14 protein-coding genes are annotated in these 17,595 nt (G+C 34.1%); 6 read left to right on the top strand and 8 right to left on the bottom strand.

What is annotated here, in order from left to right; translation table 11 throughout:
• Window position 1 precedes the first annotated feature (1 nt).
• The 6 genes from ABXQ82_RS01180 to ABXQ82_RS01155 form a co-directional block, all read right to left on the bottom strand.
• Window positions 2–2,374 carry a TonB-dependent receptor gene (locus ABXQ82_RS01180; RefSeq protein WP_367053677.1) on the bottom strand — a complete coding sequence of 791 codons (2,373 nt, stop codon included), beginning with the start codon at window positions 2,372–2,374 and terminating at the stop codon, window positions 2–4.
• A gap of 202 nt (window positions 2,375–2,576) precedes the next feature.
• Window positions 2,577–3,092: an OmpH family outer membrane protein gene (locus ABXQ82_RS01175; protein WP_367053675.1), complete on the bottom strand. Its 516-nt coding sequence runs from the start codon at window positions 3,090–3,092 to the stop codon at window positions 2,577–2,579.
• A gap of 256 nt (window positions 3,093–3,348) precedes the next feature.
• Window positions 3,349–4,209, bottom strand: coding sequence for a class I SAM-dependent methyltransferase (locus tag ABXQ82_RS01170; RefSeq protein WP_367053673.1), 861 nt, complete (start codon window positions 4,207–4,209; stop codon window positions 3,349–3,351).
• Window positions 4,210–4,477: 268 nt separating this feature from the next.
• Window positions 4,478–6,349 (bottom strand): tRNA uridine-5-carboxymethylaminomethyl(34) synthesis enzyme MnmG, encoded by a 1,872-nt coding sequence (mnmG, locus tag ABXQ82_RS01165; RefSeq protein ID WP_367053671.1) that lies wholly within the window; start codon window positions 6,347–6,349, stop codon window positions 4,478–4,480.
• Window positions 6,350–6,450: 101 nt separating this feature from the next.
• Window positions 6,451–6,861 carry an rRNA maturation RNase YbeY gene (gene ybeY, locus ABXQ82_RS01160; RefSeq protein WP_367053670.1) on the bottom strand — a complete coding sequence of 137 codons (411 nt, stop codon included), beginning with the start codon at window positions 6,859–6,861 and terminating at the stop codon, window positions 6,451–6,453.
• On the bottom strand, window positions 6,854–10,267 hold the full coding sequence (locus ABXQ82_RS01155; protein ID WP_367053668.1) for a hypothetical protein: 3,414 nt from the start codon (window positions 10,265–10,267) through the stop codon (window positions 6,854–6,856). Before ABXQ82_RS01155 ends, ybeY begins: the two co-directional genes overlap by 8 nt.
• 763 nt (window positions 10,268–11,030) lie before the next feature.
• On the opposite strand from ABXQ82_RS01155, the gene gltX reads away from it, so the two are divergent.
• The 4 genes from gltX to ABXQ82_RS01135 all read left to right on the top strand — a co-directional run bounded on the left by gltX (window position 11,031) and on the right by ABXQ82_RS01135 (window position 14,637).
• Window positions 11,031–12,638, top strand: a complete 1,608-nt coding sequence (gltX, locus tag ABXQ82_RS01150; RefSeq protein WP_367053666.1) for a glutamate--tRNA ligase — start codon at window positions 11,031–11,033, stop codon at window positions 12,636–12,638.
• A 140-nt stretch (window positions 12,639–12,778) separates the two neighbouring features.
• A complete protein-coding gene (locus ABXQ82_RS01145; RefSeq protein ID WP_367053664.1) occupies window positions 12,779–13,276 on the top strand; it encodes a hypothetical protein in 498 nt (165 codons plus the stop codon).
• Complete coding sequence (locus ABXQ82_RS01140; RefSeq protein ID WP_367053662.1) at window positions 13,269–13,661, top strand: hypothetical protein; 393 nt, start codon at window positions 13,269–13,271, stop codon at window positions 13,659–13,661. The genes ABXQ82_RS01145 and ABXQ82_RS01140 overlap by 8 nt, the downstream gene beginning before the upstream one ends.
• A 19-nt stretch (window positions 13,662–13,680) precedes the next feature.
• The gene (locus ABXQ82_RS01135; protein WP_367053660.1) at window positions 13,681–14,637 is read left to right on the top strand and encodes an SGNH/GDSL hydrolase family protein; all 957 of its coding nucleotides are present in this window, start codon (window positions 13,681–13,683) and stop codon (window positions 14,635–14,637) included.
• 30 nt (window positions 14,638–14,667) lie between these two features.
• Here the strand turns inward: ABXQ82_RS01135 and ABXQ82_RS01130 are convergent, their stop codons facing one another.
• Window positions 14,668–15,351, bottom strand: coding sequence for a hypothetical protein (locus tag ABXQ82_RS01130; RefSeq protein WP_367053658.1), 684 nt, complete (start codon window positions 15,349–15,351; stop codon window positions 14,668–14,670).
• 74 nt (window positions 15,352–15,425) lie between these two features.
• On the opposite strand from ABXQ82_RS01130, the gene ABXQ82_RS01125 reads away from it, so the two are divergent.
• Together ABXQ82_RS01125 and ABXQ82_RS01120 are read left to right on the top strand one after the other, a co-directional pair.
• Entirely contained in the window at window positions 15,426–16,349 is a 924-nt protein-coding gene (locus ABXQ82_RS01125; protein ID WP_367053656.1) for an SPFH domain-containing protein, read from the top strand.
• Window positions 16,342–16,869: a hypothetical protein gene (locus ABXQ82_RS01120; protein WP_367053654.1), complete on the top strand. Its 528-nt coding sequence runs from the start codon at window positions 16,342–16,344 to the stop codon at window positions 16,867–16,869. The genes ABXQ82_RS01125 and ABXQ82_RS01120 overlap by 8 nt, the downstream gene beginning before the upstream one ends.
• Before the next feature lie 100 nt (window positions 16,870–16,969).
• On the opposite strand, the gene ABXQ82_RS01115 is transcribed toward ABXQ82_RS01120, so the two are convergent.
• The gene (locus ABXQ82_RS01115; protein ID WP_367053653.1) at window positions 16,970–17,473 is read right to left on the bottom strand and encodes a hypothetical protein; all 504 of its coding nucleotides are present in this window, start codon (window positions 17,471–17,473) and stop codon (window positions 16,970–16,972) included.
• Window positions 17,474–17,595: the final 122 nt, after the last annotated feature.

Raw genomic sequence — 17,595 nt, 5'->3', positions numbered from 1 at the left:
TCTAGAATTTGAAGTTATACGTTATTGAAGGAATGATCCCAAAAATGGCTGTTCTAGTGGCTTCATTAACACCCGTTTCATCATTCTGACGGAAGGACACCGAAGCTGCATTTTTACGATTGTAAGCATTGTAAATTCCAAACACCCATTCGCCTTGCCATTTTCTATTTAAGTTCTTTTTAGGACTATACGTTGCTGAAACATCCAGTCTATGATACGCTGGCAATCTGCTCGCATTTCTATCGGAAAAACTGGCGATGGATAAGCCTTCATATTTATATTGTCCGTCGGGATAGGTTACAGGTCTTCCTGTTTGGAAAACTGCATTTGCACTAAAATTCCATCTATCGTTTAATTTATAAGCTCCAGTAATCGAAATGTCGTGGGTTCTATCATAAGCGGTATTGTACCATTTGCCATCGTTAATGCCCAGTCCACCAGCTACACCTCCAGGAGTACGTTGTTCAGATTTAGAGAGTGTGTAGGCAAACCAACCTGTAAATCGTCCTTTGTTTTTTCTTAATAAAACTTCCAATCCGTAGGCTCTGGCCTCTCCGCTTAAAATTTCGGTTTCAATGGTATTTGTGCCTATTAAATCAGATCCATCTACGTAATCAATTCTATTGTCAACGGTTTTAAAATAGGTTTCCAATTCCAATGAATACTTGCTGTCTTTAAAGTTTTTATAATAGCCTAATGCATATTGTTTGGATAATTGAGGCTTGATATATTTTCCGCTAGGCGTCCACACATCCAATGGCGTTACTGCCGATGTGTTCGATAATAAATGTAAATACTGGGAAGATTTTGTGAAGCTTGCTTTTACAGATGAAGATCCGTTTAACTGATATGAAACCCCTAATCTTGGTTCAAAATTATCAAATGTTTCTATGCTTTCACTCTTCTTGAAAAAGGTGTCTCCCGTTTCTTCGCCTTCTTCATAAATGTCTAATTCGTCATTGTAAACTACTGGCATATTATTTACATAATTCATGATATTCTGTCCGCCCAGTCTATTAAACCTGCTATATCTTAAACCATAATTCAGCGTTAATTTATCAGTTAGTTCCATTTCCGCACTTACATATAAGCCACTTTCAAAAGCTCGTTTTTGCTCTAATTTTAAAGGATTGATGGGAGAAGTATCCGAAGTTGGTTTTACTTCCCCCGGATTTAGGTTGTACATAATGCCGCTTGCTCCAAAATCAATTTTCAGTTTATCGTTTACATAGTATCCAAAATCGTATTTTACGTTGTAATTTTTGATATCAGCTATCCAATCTAGCTTCACAAAATCCAATATAATTTGATAATCGTACTTGCTATAAATTAAAGACAGATTTGAAAACAGCTTATCATTGAACACATGGTTCCATCTTAAATTTGCTGATGCATTGCCATAGTTGTTTTTAATAACATTCGATAAGTCGAACACATCTCTTCCAAAATAACCAGACAAATACACACGATTATTTTTATTGATTTCGTAATTCGTTTTTAAGTTTAAATCATAAAACGAAATTTTATCGTCTTTGATTTCTTCAATGCCTTTCATTAATAAATGTGCATAAGACGAACGGCCCGCAATTAAAAATGATCCTTTATCCTTAAAAAGTGGTGCTTCTGCGGTTAACCGACTAGAAATTAATCCCACACCGCCACTTAGTGCAAATGCTTTACTATTGCCGTCTTTTTGATGCACATCTAACACGGAAGATACGCGTCCGCCAAACTTTGCAGGAATATCCCCTTTGTATAATTTGACGTTCTTAATAGCATCATTATTAAACACCGAAAAGAAACCGAAAAAATGAGACGTGTTGTAAATGATGGCTTCATCCAACAGCACCAAATTCTGGTCTGCAGCACCACCTCTAACATTAAAACCAGCAGTTCCCTCACCACCGTTGGTAACCCCAGGAAGCATTTGGATGGATTTAATAACATCTACTTCTCCTAAAACCGCAGGAATCTGTTTGATGGTAGATGCATTCAATTTAGAAACACTCATTTGAGGTTTTTTAATGCTAATGCGTTCTGATTCCTCTGCGGTAATAATGATTTCATCGAGTTGTTCCGAGGATTCCATAAGTTCAAAATCCAATACATAATCTTCTTTCAGAGTAATTTCTCTTGAAATCTCTTGATATCCCATATAGGAAACGACCAAGGTGTATGTACCTTCTTTCGCGGTTAAGGAATAAAAACCATAGGGGTTTGTAACTGCACCATTGGTAGTGCTTTTTAAAAATACGGCAGCACCCATAAGGGTTTCGCCGTTTTTGGAGTCTTTAACTGTTCCTCTTATACTATAGTTTTGGGCAGTTAATACTGTGACAAATAATAGGCATATGCTTAGTAGAATGTGCTTCATTTTGATCTGTTCGTTTTTTGATGCTGAAACTCCCGAAATTTCGGGGCAGCATAAATTGATGATTGATTGATACTATTATTGACAGATTAAAATGTGAGGGGTTGCATGAAGTTGAAATTATTTTTTAAAATTTAACTTTAAGGCATAAAAAAAGTCAAGCTATTTACTTGACTTTCAATTATTTAAAATATTTTAAATTTTACTATTTTTTGTACTTTGCATTAAGCGCTTCTAAAATAGTTTGGGTCAAATCATTTTCATCAGTCCCATAAAGTACAGATGCGGCTGCATCACTTGTACCTAATATATAAGTATAACCATTAGTTTTGCCATAGTCCTTTACAAAGTTTTTAACTTTAACAATTAAAGAATCTATCTCGGTTTGAAAAGCCAATTGTAATTGTTGCGCTTCTTGTTGTTTTTGTTGATCGTTAATTTGTTTTAACTGACCCAACTCTTGGTAACGCGCTTCTGCCTTTTTTTGTGACATTTTATTCGCTGCCAATTGAAATTTTTGAACTTCAATTTTAAAAGCACCATCTATACTATCAAATTTTTTAGTAAAAGCTTGCTCTTGAATCTTAAATTTATCTTCAAGATCCTTTTTTTCTTGAAAATCGTTAATGACAGTTCCATTATCTACAAAACCTATTTTGTTTGGTTTTTGGCAAGATGTTACAACTAACACTAAAAGAGCAGCATAAATTATATGTTTCATAATTTTGATTTTAAGTTTATAATTGAATTTTGACTTTTTTTCAAATCCGCACAAATGTAATAAAGTCAATTAAAATTGAAAGTGGAATTGGTTGGTTTTTAACATATAAAGAATAATTATGGCTTTTTAAATTTTGAATAAGAATAACTTATAGTTTTTCGGCTCAAATAAAGCGATTTAAGCAATTTTTAAAAACCCGACTAGTATTTGCGCATTGCTTAAATTTAAGAATGAGATTGTATTGTCAAAATGAATTCTAGCTATTTTCAATCACATAAATCAAAGAAGAAGCTTCTTTTGATGCCAAAGCCTTTAAATTTGAAACCAATCCAATCCAAAACCCTTTAATAGGATTCATGTTTCCTGATTTATATTTTTCAGAAAGCATGCTTACATAAAATGAATCGAACCACATAGGTTTAACTTTTTCAACTTTAAAAGATTCTTTCGAAACTAATTTTGAAATTGAATCTTGATTAAAATGCCAAAGATGTCTTGGTACATCATATGCAGCCCAAAACTGTTTATAATGGTTTGCATCGTAACTTTTATAATTTGGTACAGCAATAATTAATCTTCCGTTAGGTTTTAGCAATTTTTTAAAAATGGAAACATGCTCTTCTAAATTTGGCAAATGCTCTAACACATGCCAAAGCGTAATCACATCAAAACTATCTTCTGAAAACTTTAAAAGTTGCTCTGTTTCAAAAACAGAATTGTTTGTTTTTTTATTGGCAATTTGTCTAGCTTGTCCGTTTGGTTCTATTCCCGAAACAATCCATCCGTTTTGTTGTGCGGTTTGTAAAAAATCGCCTGTACCGCATCCTATATCTAAAAGTTTTTTGTCGCCTGAAGGAAAAGAATCAATTAAGTTTAATTTCTTTTTAAGTGAAATAGTTCTGACTAAATGATATACTTTTTCGAATAAGTTTCTTTTAGAATCTGTATGCGAAATATAATCCTCACTTTGATAATAACTGGGTAATTTATCAGAAGATGGTCGAGGTGTGGTTTGTAAAAAACCATATTCTGAATTTAGAATCAATTCGAATTCCTCTCCAGAAACGGAGTGGTCTTTTACTTTTAAATGTGTGTGATTTGAATTTTTTATTGCCATAGCTTGTCCCGATTTTTCGGGAAATACACGAATGTTTTTTCAGACCTGACAGGTTTTGAAAACCTATCAGGTCTTATGAAAACTTATTTAAGGTGTTCCTCATAGAACGTAAAAATTGCAAAGCCAAATTTCCGGAAATAGATTCCTGTCTTTGCAGGAATGACGAAAAAAATCAAATGTTCCACGTGGAACGTTAAAACAAAATAGCGTTTCAAAAATTAAAAACTACACGCCTTTTAAGGCGAAAGATTCCTGCCTTCGGAGGAATTTAGCGTCCCATATAAACCAACAAAACAGAAATATCATTTGGTGATACGCCGCTAATTCTTGATGCCTGGGACACCGTTGTTGGTTGAATTTTTTTCAACTTTTCACGCGCCTCAAAACTCATGGATTTGATTTGCGAATAGTCAAAATTCTCTGGAATTTTAACGTACTCCAATCGCGTTAGCTTATCTGCATTATTTTTTTCCTTGGCGATATAACCTGAATATTTAACTTGTATTTCCGCCTGCTCTATCACCTCTCTATCCAAATTGTTTTCTTGAATATAAGCTTCAACACTCTCTACTTTTCTAACATCATCCATTTCAATATTAGGTCTTGCAAATACTTTAAAAAGCTTACCAGATTGTTTTACTGGAGCAGATTTTTTGGACTCTAAAATCGGATTTATAACTTCAGGTTTTACACTTTGGGTTTCAAAAAAGCTAACGAATTTTTCTGCTGCTTCATGCTTCTCCTCCATGCGTTTTAATCGCTTTTCTGAAGCCAATCCCAGCTCATATCCCTTTGGTGTTAATCTTTTATCTGCATTATCCTGACGCAACAATGTTCTGTATTCAGCACGAGATGTAAACATGCGATATGGCTCTTCTGTGCCTTTTGTAATTAAATCATCAACCAAAACACCAATGTAAGCCTCATCTCTTTTTAAAGTAAACGGCTCTTTTTCTCGAACTTTTAAACTGGCATTTATACCCGCCATTAAGCCTTGCGAAGCTGCTTCTTCGTACCCTGTTGTTCCGTTAATCTGACCTGCAAAATATAAACCCTCAACAAGCTTAGTTTCCAAAGTATGCTTTAATTGTGTTGGAGGAAAATAATCATATTCAATAGCATATCCTGGTCTAAAAAACTTTACGTTTTCAAAACCAACTACAGAACGTAATGCTTTAAATTGAACATCTTCCGGTAGCGATGTAGAAAAACCATTTACATACACTTCACATGTATTCCAACCTTCTGGTTCTATAAATAATTGATGCCTGTCTTTATCTGCAAAACGATTAATCTTGTCTTCAATAGAAGGACAATATCTTGGCCCTAAACTTTTAATTCTACCATTAAACATTGGCGATCTGTCAAACCCTTCACGCAACAAATCATGTACTTCAAGACTTGTGTAAGTCATATGGCAAGACCGCTGATTTTCTAATGGTTTTGTACTATCCAAATAAGAGAATTTTTCAGGATTTTCATCTCCAGGCTGTTCAATCATTTTAGAATAATCTAAAGATCGTCCATCTACTCTTGGCGGCGTTCCCGTTTTCATTCTACCGGATTCAAAACCTAAATTTACAAGTTGTTCTGTAATTCCAGTTGCTGCTCTTTCCCCTGCTCTTCCGCCTCCAAAATTCTTATCACCAATATGAATTAAGCCATTTAAAAAAGTACCATTTGTTAGCACTACGGATTTCGCTTTTATCTCAATTCCCAAAGATGTTTTTACACCAACGACTTTATGATTTTTTACGATTAAACCAGAAACCATTTCTTGATAAAAATCAAGATTAGGAGTACCTTCCAAAAGCATTCTCCAATCTTCAGCAAAACGCATTCTGTCGCTTTGGACTCTTGGACTCCACATGGCAGGACCTTTGGACTTATTTAACATTTTAAATTGAATAGCGGAGGTATCTGAAACAATCCCGCTATAACCACCAAGCGCATCAATCTCTCGCACGATTTGCCCCTTAGCAATTCCGCCCATAGCGGGATTACAGGACATTTGTGCAATGTTCTGTAAGTTCATGGTAATAAGCAAGGTTTTGCTCCCCATGTTTGCAGCAGCAGCAGCAGCTTCACTTCCTGCGTGACCTGCGCCGACAACTATGACATCATAAACTTCGTTAAACATAATTCTTCTTTTTCTAAAGATATGTTCCACGTGGAACACATCAATAATAGGTTTCCATCTTCATGGAAATTAATTTGCAAATATACGATGAAATCTTTTATTTAATTTAATTGAGACAAGTAGTGGTTTTCCCTTTTACGCATCACCTTAGCATCATCATCAGTTTTATCCTTATAACCACAATAATGTAAAACACCATGAATGAGCACACGATGTAATTCTTCTTCAAACGAAACATTAAAATCTTTCGCATTATCTGCTACTCTTTCAATGGAAATGAAAATATCTCCCTGTATAATTTTTCCGATAGAATAATCAAAGCTGATTATGTCGGTCAAAGTATCGTGTTTCAAAAATTCCACATTCAATTTATGAAGATAGTCGTCGTCACAAAACACGTAATTTATTTCTTCTATTTTATACCCTTCAGAAGCAATGGTATTTAAAATCCATGTAGAAATATTGACTTCGGATTCTAATTTAAAATCTGTTTCGTAATTGAAATTAATCATTAGCTTTTTTGAAATAGTGCTGCACTTTCTTTTTATAAACTTGCTGCAAAGGTAAAGCTTGTCTGTTTAATATTTCTGTAGTTTGAAAATATTGTTTTGCTGTCGGAATTTGCGTGTTGGTGTTATTATCAAACCTGTTTTTATTGGTTTCAGATTCTCTCTTATTTTCTTCGCCTTGTTGAAATGTTGCATTCTCCAATTTCAATAATTGATGCTTTAAGTCCATCATCTTTTGGAGCGTTTGGTTCGTAAAACCTTTGTTCAATAAGTCCAATTCTATCTCCTCCATTTGTCTGGATAACTTATCTCCAATACCGCCTAAACCTTCTTTTTCTAATCGTTTGTCTAAAGCTTCACGTAATTGTTGCTGTCTTTGGTAAATCTCGTAAAGTAAACCGTCATCATATTGATTATTGCCTTCTCCTTCGCCTCCATTTTGTTCGCCATCTTTACCTTCTGCGTCTTTTCCATCTTTTCCATCCTTACCATCTTTTCCTTTATTGCCTTTTTCTCCCTTCTTACCTTTGTCACCTTCTTTTTCACCTTCACCTTCTTTAGGCTTTCCCTTTTCTCCTTTTTCCATGCCCTTTTCCATCATTTTATTGAGCTCTTCCTGACTCATAATAATATCTGGTAATTGCATTTCGCCCTCTCCTCCCTTTCCAGCAGACATGCTCATACTTTCCTGCATATTGTCTAAAATGTCGCTTAACATATCAGCTAAATTATTAGTGGATGTAATAGCGAATTGCTGATTGGAGACACCTTTGTATAATTGATTTTCTGCTAATAAATCCAGCGCTTTTTCAATGTTAAAATAAACTTCTGATATTTCCTTATTAATCTGTTCTGACATTTTTGGCTGACGTAAAGACAAGGCAAATAAACTATCGTCTATATGCTCAAAATGTTCCTTGAGATTATTTTGCTTTCTGAGATAGCTAGCATATTTATTATGGTTGATATCTATAGATTTGAATTGCTCCATCAACGCTTCTTCATCAAATGAAAACAATACTAAATTATCCAAAATTTGGCGCAACATTTCCGTGTCTTCCTGCATTTGGTCGCCGCTCATGGATTGCATGGCACTTTGCATGTTACTGCTCATCTGCTTCATCTTTTGAGCTGCCTTTTTCTGACTTTTTTTTGCGTTTTTTTGGCTTTGTTTTTTTTCTTCTGAATGCTCCTCTGATTTTTCCTTTTTCTCTAATTCTTCTGAAGCTTTTTGCTGTTCTTCATTAACTTCCTTTTCATCCAACTTGTCTTGGGGAATATCGATTGGTTTTTTTAAAGCATCACTATCTTTTTTGAGTTCTTCTAGTGCTTCTTGAAATTTCTTGAAGTCTTCATTTAAAGCATCTTGCTTTTCCTTGGTATTTTCTTCCTCAGCTTCGTTTGATAATTCTTCTTGCTCTTCTGCCAACTTATTTAAATCGTCCGCAAGCTTTTCCAGTTTCTTTTCAACGTAAAAACGTTTGGTCAATTCCAATAACTGTTCTAAACTTCGTTTTTTATTCTTGTTCTGTTTTGCAACTTCTTCAAGCTTTTTAATTAATTCTTCATTATTTATCTTTTCCTGAAGTTTTTTAATCTCGTCCAACAACTTTTCGTCCTTTTTAAGCTGTTCTTCATTTTCCGCTAAACGTTTCTTTAAATCTTCTTTAAACGGATCTTCTTTTTGATTTTCCTTCTGAAAGTTTTCAAGATTCTCCTTCAATTTTTTATTGAAATTTTTCATCATTTCGTCCTGCTGCTTCTGCCGTTTAAAAAATGATGCTAACTTCTTTTTATCATTAAAATTTAAGCTCTTTTTTTCTTTACCGGTTTTAGTCAATTCATCTAACCGTTTTTTTTGCTCTTCAAATTTTTGAAGCGATTTGTTTAAATCCTTAATGGTTTTGCCCTGTTCCACTAATTGTTTGCCTTGTTCCTCTTCTTGGGTGCGTTTACGATAATTAAAAAGACTGCTCTTTCGGCTTTTATACTTGTTAACTCTATCATTGTCAAATACTTGAAAATATAATTGGTATGAAATTCCATCCTTGATTTCTAGATTATCAGGAAATGCAGAAATGAATTCTGAAACATTGGAACCAGTTAATTCAATAGATTTGGCCTTCTTACCCGCTTCATTTTCCGAAGGATAATATACCAATTGTAATTTGCTCAATCCATAATCGTCACTCACTTGTCCGTAAAAATAGAGTGTTTGTAAATCCAGACTATCCACTTTCATCTGTACGTTCAATTCTGGAAATTCATCCTTGACCACATCAATAGAAAACGATAAATTTTCATAGTCTTTCAGGTTTTTATTGCTGGTGCTCAAGGTGTAATCGTAATCGTTAAATAGACTTTTAGAAGTTTTAAAACTGCCTGCTTCATCTAAAGCAAAATTGATGGTGTCTTTAGAATATAATGACACCTTTTCAGTAGATTTCGTCTTAAGTTGCCATGTCACTTTTGTGCCTTCAGGAACAATGGCATTTCCAGTACTTTTTAAAATTTCATCTTTCTTTCTAGTGTGATTTGGATAGTCCAACACCATCTCGAAACTTAGTAATGACGGTACTTCTACAATATTTAGCTGATATGGTTTTGAATTCACATCATTAGCAGATAAATTAAATTCAACATCATTCTGTACTTGTGAAAACACATATTCAAATTCGCCTAATGCCGTTTGCTGCAAAAAATAAGTTTCATTATTATAAGTTATTTGCGCATTTTCTGGAACAATCTCCCCAGCAGTTTTTACTAGTAATTTAAAATCTTTCCCTTCAATGGCATTCATGTCATCATTAACCACAAAAAACTGAAATGGTGCTGGTGGTTCGTAAGCTGTTTTATAATCAACCACGCGTTTATAACTATCGCTAAACCAATTAAAATTACCGGTTATATAAACCAGTAACAGAATAATAACAGGAATTACGGCGTATTTTAAATACGCTAAATTCTTCGTGAAATTAACGGCGAGTTTAAACGGAATTGGATTTAAGGCCACAGATTTCTGGTTAATACTTGCCAATAATAATTCCGATTGCTCTTTACTGTTTTTAAGCTGAATAACGTTTAGGAGTTTATCATCTACCTCCGGAAAATGCTTTCCAATGATTTTAGCAGCTTTATTGTAGTCTATTCCTTTTTTAAGCTTGAATAATTTGGCTAACGGAATTGCCACAAATTTTGCGAGCAAGCCCAATTCTACTATAACAAAACCCCAAAATAACAGTGTTCTAGCGGTAGTATTAAGCCATAAAAAATGTTCTACTAAAAGTGTGAATAGAAAATACAGTAAACCAATGGCGAAAAATAAAATGCCGCCTTTAAGCAATTCATTAGTATGATAGCGTCTGATGAATCGCTCTAACTTTTCTTGTATGTTTTTGAAATTATCCATGATTTGGGGTAAATACCATGACACAAAGCCATTTAAAACACTAAACTACAATTTTATTTCTATAAGATGCTTAAGGGGTTGTTAATTGTGGGTTTGTCAAACTAAGAAACTTAAATATCTCGCGCAAAGGCGCAAAGGCGCGAAGGAATTGTTGATTTAAATGAAAGATAGTGATGAAATTTAAGATTGAAAAAAAACACCTCCCTTAATCCCTCCTTATTAGGAGGGAAACTGTTGCCTGTAAGTTTCCCCTCCTTGGAGTGGATTAAGGAGCGGTTAAGCCTTTTACATTAATCAAATCACAAAAAACTCAATAAAACGTTCTAAACTCTTTGCGCCTTTGCGCCTTTGCGCGAGACATTTTTTTAATAATCTTCACTTGAAAAACTAATCCGTGTAAATCCGTGAAATCTATATCTTAAAAAATCTCGCGAACCTTCCTGACGCATCCAGGAGCGTAAGGGGTGTGTTCATTTGAATGAAAGATAGTTATGAAGTTTTCAGATTAAAAAAAAACACCTCCCTTAATCCCTCCTTATTAGGAGGGAAACTGTTGCGCATTAATCTCCCTTGTTTGGAGTAGGTCAAAGCCTTTTACATTAATCAATTTACAATAACTTAATAAAACGTTCTAAATTCTTTGCGCCTCTGCGACTTTGCGAGACAATTTTTTTAATAATCTGCGCATGCAAAACTAATCCGTGTAAATCCGTGTCTAAAAAAATGTCTTGATAATCGTATCTTTGCCACAAATTTACAAAACATGACCAAAAACGTTCGTGTGCGTTTTGCACCAAGCCCAACGGGACCTTTACATATCGGTGGAGTTCGTACCGCTTTATTCAACTATTTATTTGCTAAAAAACACAACGGTACTTTTATTTTACGTATTGAAGATACGGACCAAACACGTTACGTAGAAGGTGCAGAACAGTATATTATTGATGCCCTAAATTGGTGTGGATTAGAATTTGACGAAGGACCACAAATTCCCTCCTTCGAGGGAATGACAAAAGAGTCATACAGACAAAGTGAACGTAAACATTTATATAAAGCTTACGCCGAAGAATTAATTGCTTCAGGAAACGCATATTATGCTTTTGATACTGCTGAAACATTAGATTTTCATAGAAAAGACCACGAAGCCAAAGGAAAAACCTTTATCTATAATTGGCATAACCGATTGAAGTTAAGTAATTCTTTATCGCTTTCAGCGGAAGAGGTTCGGGCAAAATTGGATACTGGCGACGATTATGTCATTCGGTTTAAATGTAGAGACGTTGCATGCAACGTCTCTACATTACATTTAAAAGATATTATTCGTGGCGACATTAAAATAGATACTAATATTTTAGATGATAAAGTGTTATTTAAAAGTGATGGGATGCCTACTTATCACCTAGCAAATATTGTGGACGATCACTTAATGAAAATCTCGCATGTTATTCGTGGCGAAGAGTGGCTGCCTTCTTTGGCATTGCATTACCAATTATACCAAGCTTTTGGATGGGAAACTCCAGAATTTGCACATTTACCTTTGATTTTAAAACCCACAGGAAAAGGAAAATTAAGTAAACGTGATGGCGATAAATTAGGATTCCCAGTATTTCCTTTAGAATGGACAGACCCAAAAACTGGCGCTGTTTCCCGTGGTTATAAAGAAGATGGTTATTTCCCTGAAGCCATGGTCAACTTTTTAGCTTTTTTAGGTTGGAATCCAGGAACAGAGCAAGAAATTTTCTCTCTAGATGAATTAATTGAAGCTTTCGATTTGAAGAAAGTACACAAAGCGGGCGCACGTTTTGATCCTGATAAAACCAAATGGTTTAACCATCATTACATGCAAAAACAGGATAATGATGTTTTAGCTGAGCTGTATAAGCCAATTGTAGATGAAAAGCTAAATATCATTGCGAGTGAAACGAAGCAATCTCAATCAAATAATGAGATTACCACGTCGCAAGCTCCTCGTCATGACATCGACATAAATTACATCTCTATGGTTATTGGCCTCATTAAAGAGCGTGCAACCTTTGTTTCAGATTTTTGGGAATTAAGTCATTTCTTTTTTACTGCACCAACGTCTTATGACGAAAAGGCTGCTAAAAAAGCCTTAAAAGAAGGGACTTCTGAATTGATGACACAACTAAAAAGCATCATTTTACACATTGATGATTTTACTGTTGAAGCCTTACAAAAAGATATTAAAGGCTGGATAACAGAAAACGAAATTGGTTTCGGAAAAGTGATGATGCCATTGCGTTTAGCATTGGTAGGTGCTTTACAAGGTCCTGATGTGTTTGATATTATGTTTATGATTGGGAAAGCGGAGACTGTTAAGCGGATTGAGTACGCTGTTTTATCTCTTTAAAAATCTATTTCATCGGAAAATCTCACTTTCAAAATACGAAATCATATAAAATTTATTTTACTTTGGTATAAGTTTTGTACTTTCGCTTAGTAAAAAGATATTAATTAATAGCTTAATTTAATCACTTTTTATCAAAAATTATGAGCACCACCACACAAAACTCCAAAAAAGATTCTAACGAATCCCACACTTGGCAGGTTTCCGTTGACAAAGATTCTATTTTTACCAATGATGACGTTATCAACGCCTATTTAAAAGGTAAAAAAGAAGGTCGTGTTGAATCTAACCAACTATATATTGATAAGCTAAATGAAAATATCAATAAATCGGCAACTTTTACTCAAAGGATGCTAGAATTTATGATAGAGCATAAATTAAACCCTATTTCTGCTCATTTAAAGATTAAATCTTACGACGATTTTATAATCCTAATTACTTTACCAGAAAAGCAATTCATCTCAGAAGATTTCTTGATTAGTTATGATTTTGCAGCTTCATTAGAAGAAGAAATTATTGAAGACAAGTATTACAATGTAATGTTTATGTTTTCTGATAGAGAAGAGGAAGTTTTTAATACTAATTTATTAGTGTCTGATGGCTTTTTTATGGACTATAAAATGAGTTCAATTAATGCCTAAATCCCATTCTCAGCACAATTACGAAGCTTGTGAATTTCTACTAAAAGATGGAAACTATCTAGATTGGGTAATTACGACTGCTTTTTATTCTGCTTTACACTTAGTTCAAGAAGACATATTTCCCTTTAGGGATGACGAAGCTTTTGAATATTCTAGCTTTGAGCAATATTATTCGAAAAGCAGAGATGAAGGCGTGAGAATATCTAAGAACCAGTCCACTATCAAATTAGTAGAACAAAGAATAAATGGTGCTGGTACTTTATATCGAAATTTACATGATTTATGTAAAACCTGTCGATATAGCAATTACCACGTTAGCTCAAAGAAAGCTAGAATAGCCAAATCTTATCTGGATAAAATTAGAACTCTTGTTGGAAATCAATAAGCAATAATTTTCCTTTCACATGAAAAACTACATTTACTTATTCATATTTACACTTATCATTTTCTCCTGCAAAAAAGAAGAAAACCAAACCCTCCCACTCCATAACAAAAAAGTTCTAATCCTCGGCAACAGCATCACACAAAACGGCAAATACGTCGATTTTTTAGAATATTACTTACGCAAAAATCATCCTCAAAAAACTTTAGATATCATAAGCATTGGTTTATCTAGTGAAACAGCCTCGGGAGATTCTGAAGCAAATCATCCCTATCCTCGACCTTGCATTCACTCTAGATTAGATAACGCTTTAAAACTCATAAAACCAGACGTAGTGTTGGCTTGTTACGGCATGAACGATGGTGTTTTTTCTAATTTTGATGAAACCCGTTTCGAGAACTATAAAATGGGTATTTTAGACCTGATGCGTAACGTTGAAAATACAGGTGCTCAAATCATTTTTTTGACGCCTACACCCTTTGATCCAGACCCAATTAAAGATCGCATTTCTTTTGATGACGAACCTCATTCTTATAAAAACCCGTACTTTAATTACGGTGGGGTTTTAGCAGATTATTCCAATTGGTTGATGGATTTAGGCGCTACAAAAGTCATCAATTTAAACAGCTATTTAAATGAAGAATTAGTGGCTATTAAAACACAAAAATCGGACAGTACTTTTATTCCAGATGGTGTTCATCCCAACGAAATTGGGCATTTCTATATGGCGAAAAAAATATTGGCAGACCTCTACCCTAAAATAAGTATTGACGATGTGGTTTCAGAAACAACGCAATTAAAAAAAGATACTGCATATGTAATGATTTCTAAACGCAGAAAAATCCGGTCAGATGGTTGGTTAAAATATATTGGCTATACACGAGGAGAAACCGTAAAATCTGATGCTATAGAACCTACAAAAGAAAAAGTAAAGCAATTAGATATAGCTATTGAGGAGACTTTGAATTATACTCAGTAATAGATTCCTGCCTTCGCAGGAATGACAAAGTTAAAACGAAATCATAGCTCCTAAAACCAACATATTCTGATGGCCCTTAAAACGAGAATTTCCGCCTAAAGTATCCAAGCCTTCCTTCTCAAGTTTCTTCAAAATATTGGTAAATCCGTAAATATACTGTGCTTTCAGATTAAAGTTTTTAACCCCAACCGAAGCACCAACAACACCATTAAAATTAAATTGAGAAATCTTGGTAATGTCTTTTGCAGATAGAGTTGTATAATTATTTATATAATAGTCTTCTTGGGCTTTATCCTTAAACTCTAATTCGCCATTGTATTGTAACATCGGTCCCAAATCAATTGTAAAATAATCTGGAATTACTTTTACGTGCAATTGCATCGCAATTTGTGCTGCAAACATTTTGTAATTTACAAATTCATCTTGTGTACTTATCAAAGCTGGTCTTCCAAGAATATCAATATTACTTTCAGAGAGTTGCATGCCATAACTAACGTTATACCAACGCAAAGGAATATCAACAGTAGCCGTCATTCCGCCCAAAAAACCATCGCCTTGGGACGTTTCAAAATTATCGGTAGCAATATCAAATTTTGTAACCCCTCCAAATATAGAAAAACCATTATTGATGCGGTAATTACCACGCTGGGAAAAACTTTTTGTAACAAAACATAGTAGAAATGCTACTAACAGTATAAGCCTATTAATTTTCATAGTATTTTAGGGTTTAATGCCCAAATATAGTTTAAATTAGTAACTCCATTTTATAACCATTTAAAAACACAACTATGAATTTCTTTTTAATCCCCATTATTTTTTTTGGATTACTAATTTTAATCTCGTCATTCTTCGTTGTTAAGCAACAAACCGCAGCTATTATAGAACGTTTTGGTAAGTTTCAAAGTATTCGTCAGTCTGGTTTACAGTTGAAAATTCCGTTGGTAGATAGAATTGCGGGTAAATTAAGCCTTAAAATTCAACAATTGGATGTTATTATTGAAACCAAAACTTTAGATGATGTATTTGTACGCCTAAAAGTTTCCGTGCAATACAAAGTAATTAAAGATAAGGTATATGATGCCTTTTATAAACTGGATTATCCGCACGATCAAATTACAAGTTATGTATTTGATGTGGTACGTGCCGAAGTACCAAAAATGAAACTGGATGATGTTTTTGTTAAAAAAGATGATATCGCCTTAGCCGTAAAAGCTGAATTGAACGATGCGATGATGGAATATGGTTACGATATCATTAAAACATTGGTAACAGATATTGACCCTGATGCACAGGTAAAAGCAGCCATGAACAGAATTAATGCTGCCGATAGAGAAAAAACCGCAGCACAATTTGAAGGCGATGCGCAACGTATTTTAATAGTTGAAAAGGCAAAAGCCGAAGCTGAAAGCAAGCGTTTGCAAGGTCAAGGTATTGCAGACCAACGTCGAGAAATTGCACGTGGTTTGGAAGAGTCGGTTGAAGTGTTGAATCGTGTTGGCATTAACAGTCAAGAAGCCTCTGCGCTTATTGTTGTAACGCAACATTATGATACGTTACAATCTTTAGGAGAAGAAACAAATAGTAATTTAATTTTATTGCCAAATGCGCCACAAGCAGGCAGTAATATGCTGAATGATATGGTGGCCAGCTTTGCCGCGAGTAACCAAATTGGCGAAGCCATGAAAGCTGCTAAAAAGAAGAAAGATGCATAAAATAACTTCAATACTACTCATGCTGCTAATTTCTGTTAGCAGCATTTCTTTTGCTCAAACAAAGGAAGAATTAAAGAAATTTGCCCTAAGAGATGCCAAAATAACTGCTGAAGCAACTCTTAAAAAAGATTTTGAAACCGTTTTTAAGCACACCTACCCTACTATTATTAAAGTTATGGGTGGTAAGGAGAAAGCTCTAGAATTATTAAAAACAACTTTTAAGAAAATAGAAGAACAAGGTTTAATTTTTGAGAAATCTGATATAATTAGCGTTTCTGAAGTGGTTTTTGAAGATGACCAATACCGTTGCTATGTTGAGAGTCTCAACCAGATAAAAATGAATAACATGCGCATAAAATCAAAAAGTTATTTACTGGGCATCTATAGTGAAGATAAAAAGATTTGGTATTTCTTAGAAGCTGAAAAACTAAAAGACAAAGCTATGGAGGAAATGATTTTACCAAACTTTAAAACCGGTTTAAACATTCCCAAAGACGAAGTTACTACTGAACAAATTTAATATGAAAGCCCTGTTTTATAACTTGAAAGGATAAACTTTAAAAGCCAAATAAGACCTACAAGGTATTCAAAAACCTTGCAGGTCAGACAAAATTATTAAGTTACAACTTCTTAAACTTTGGAACTTCTTTTACCTGCTCTTCTTTAGTTTTTTCACTATTGATACTTCCAGGAAAGGTTAATGAAGTACTGGCAAAAGTAGTCCCAAAATTAATATTGGCATAATACACTTGACTTACGGCATCCTTAACCTGATGGTCTGATAATTCTTTTAGAGGATGAATAAACACAGACCATAGTACACCATCAGAAACTGCATATTTAACATCTAAAGCAGTATGAAAATTTGCCACTAAGGCTGCTTTAATCAATTCATCGTTTAGGCTTTTGGCATCTGCTATTGGAGATATAATGCGCATTCTATTATGGTTAGTATCTGTAATGCACATTAACGGAATTTCCTTAATAAAAAACTGCCAACCTCCGGATTTACCATTGATGGAATCGCTTACAGATGTATAAATTTCTTGAAGTTTATCGTTATTCATTTCCTGAGTGAAACTCAAAAAGGGAACTATTAAAAAGAGAAAAAGTATTTTTTTCATGATGAAATGTTTAGAGTTAAGTCGAAAATAATATCAAATACTTAATACTTGAACTCGATTAATATTGCTGAAAGATGTTTTTCCGGTCTTGTAGATATCTATCTATAAGTTAATCAGACCTA

Source organism: Algibacter sp. 2305UL17-15 (assembly GCF_040720935.1).
Classification (GTDB): domain Bacteria; phylum Bacteroidota; class Bacteroidia; order Flavobacteriales; family Flavobacteriaceae; genus Jejuia.
Note: the sequence above shows the minus strand (reverse complement) of the source record. Positions and strands in the feature narration are given on the sequence as shown.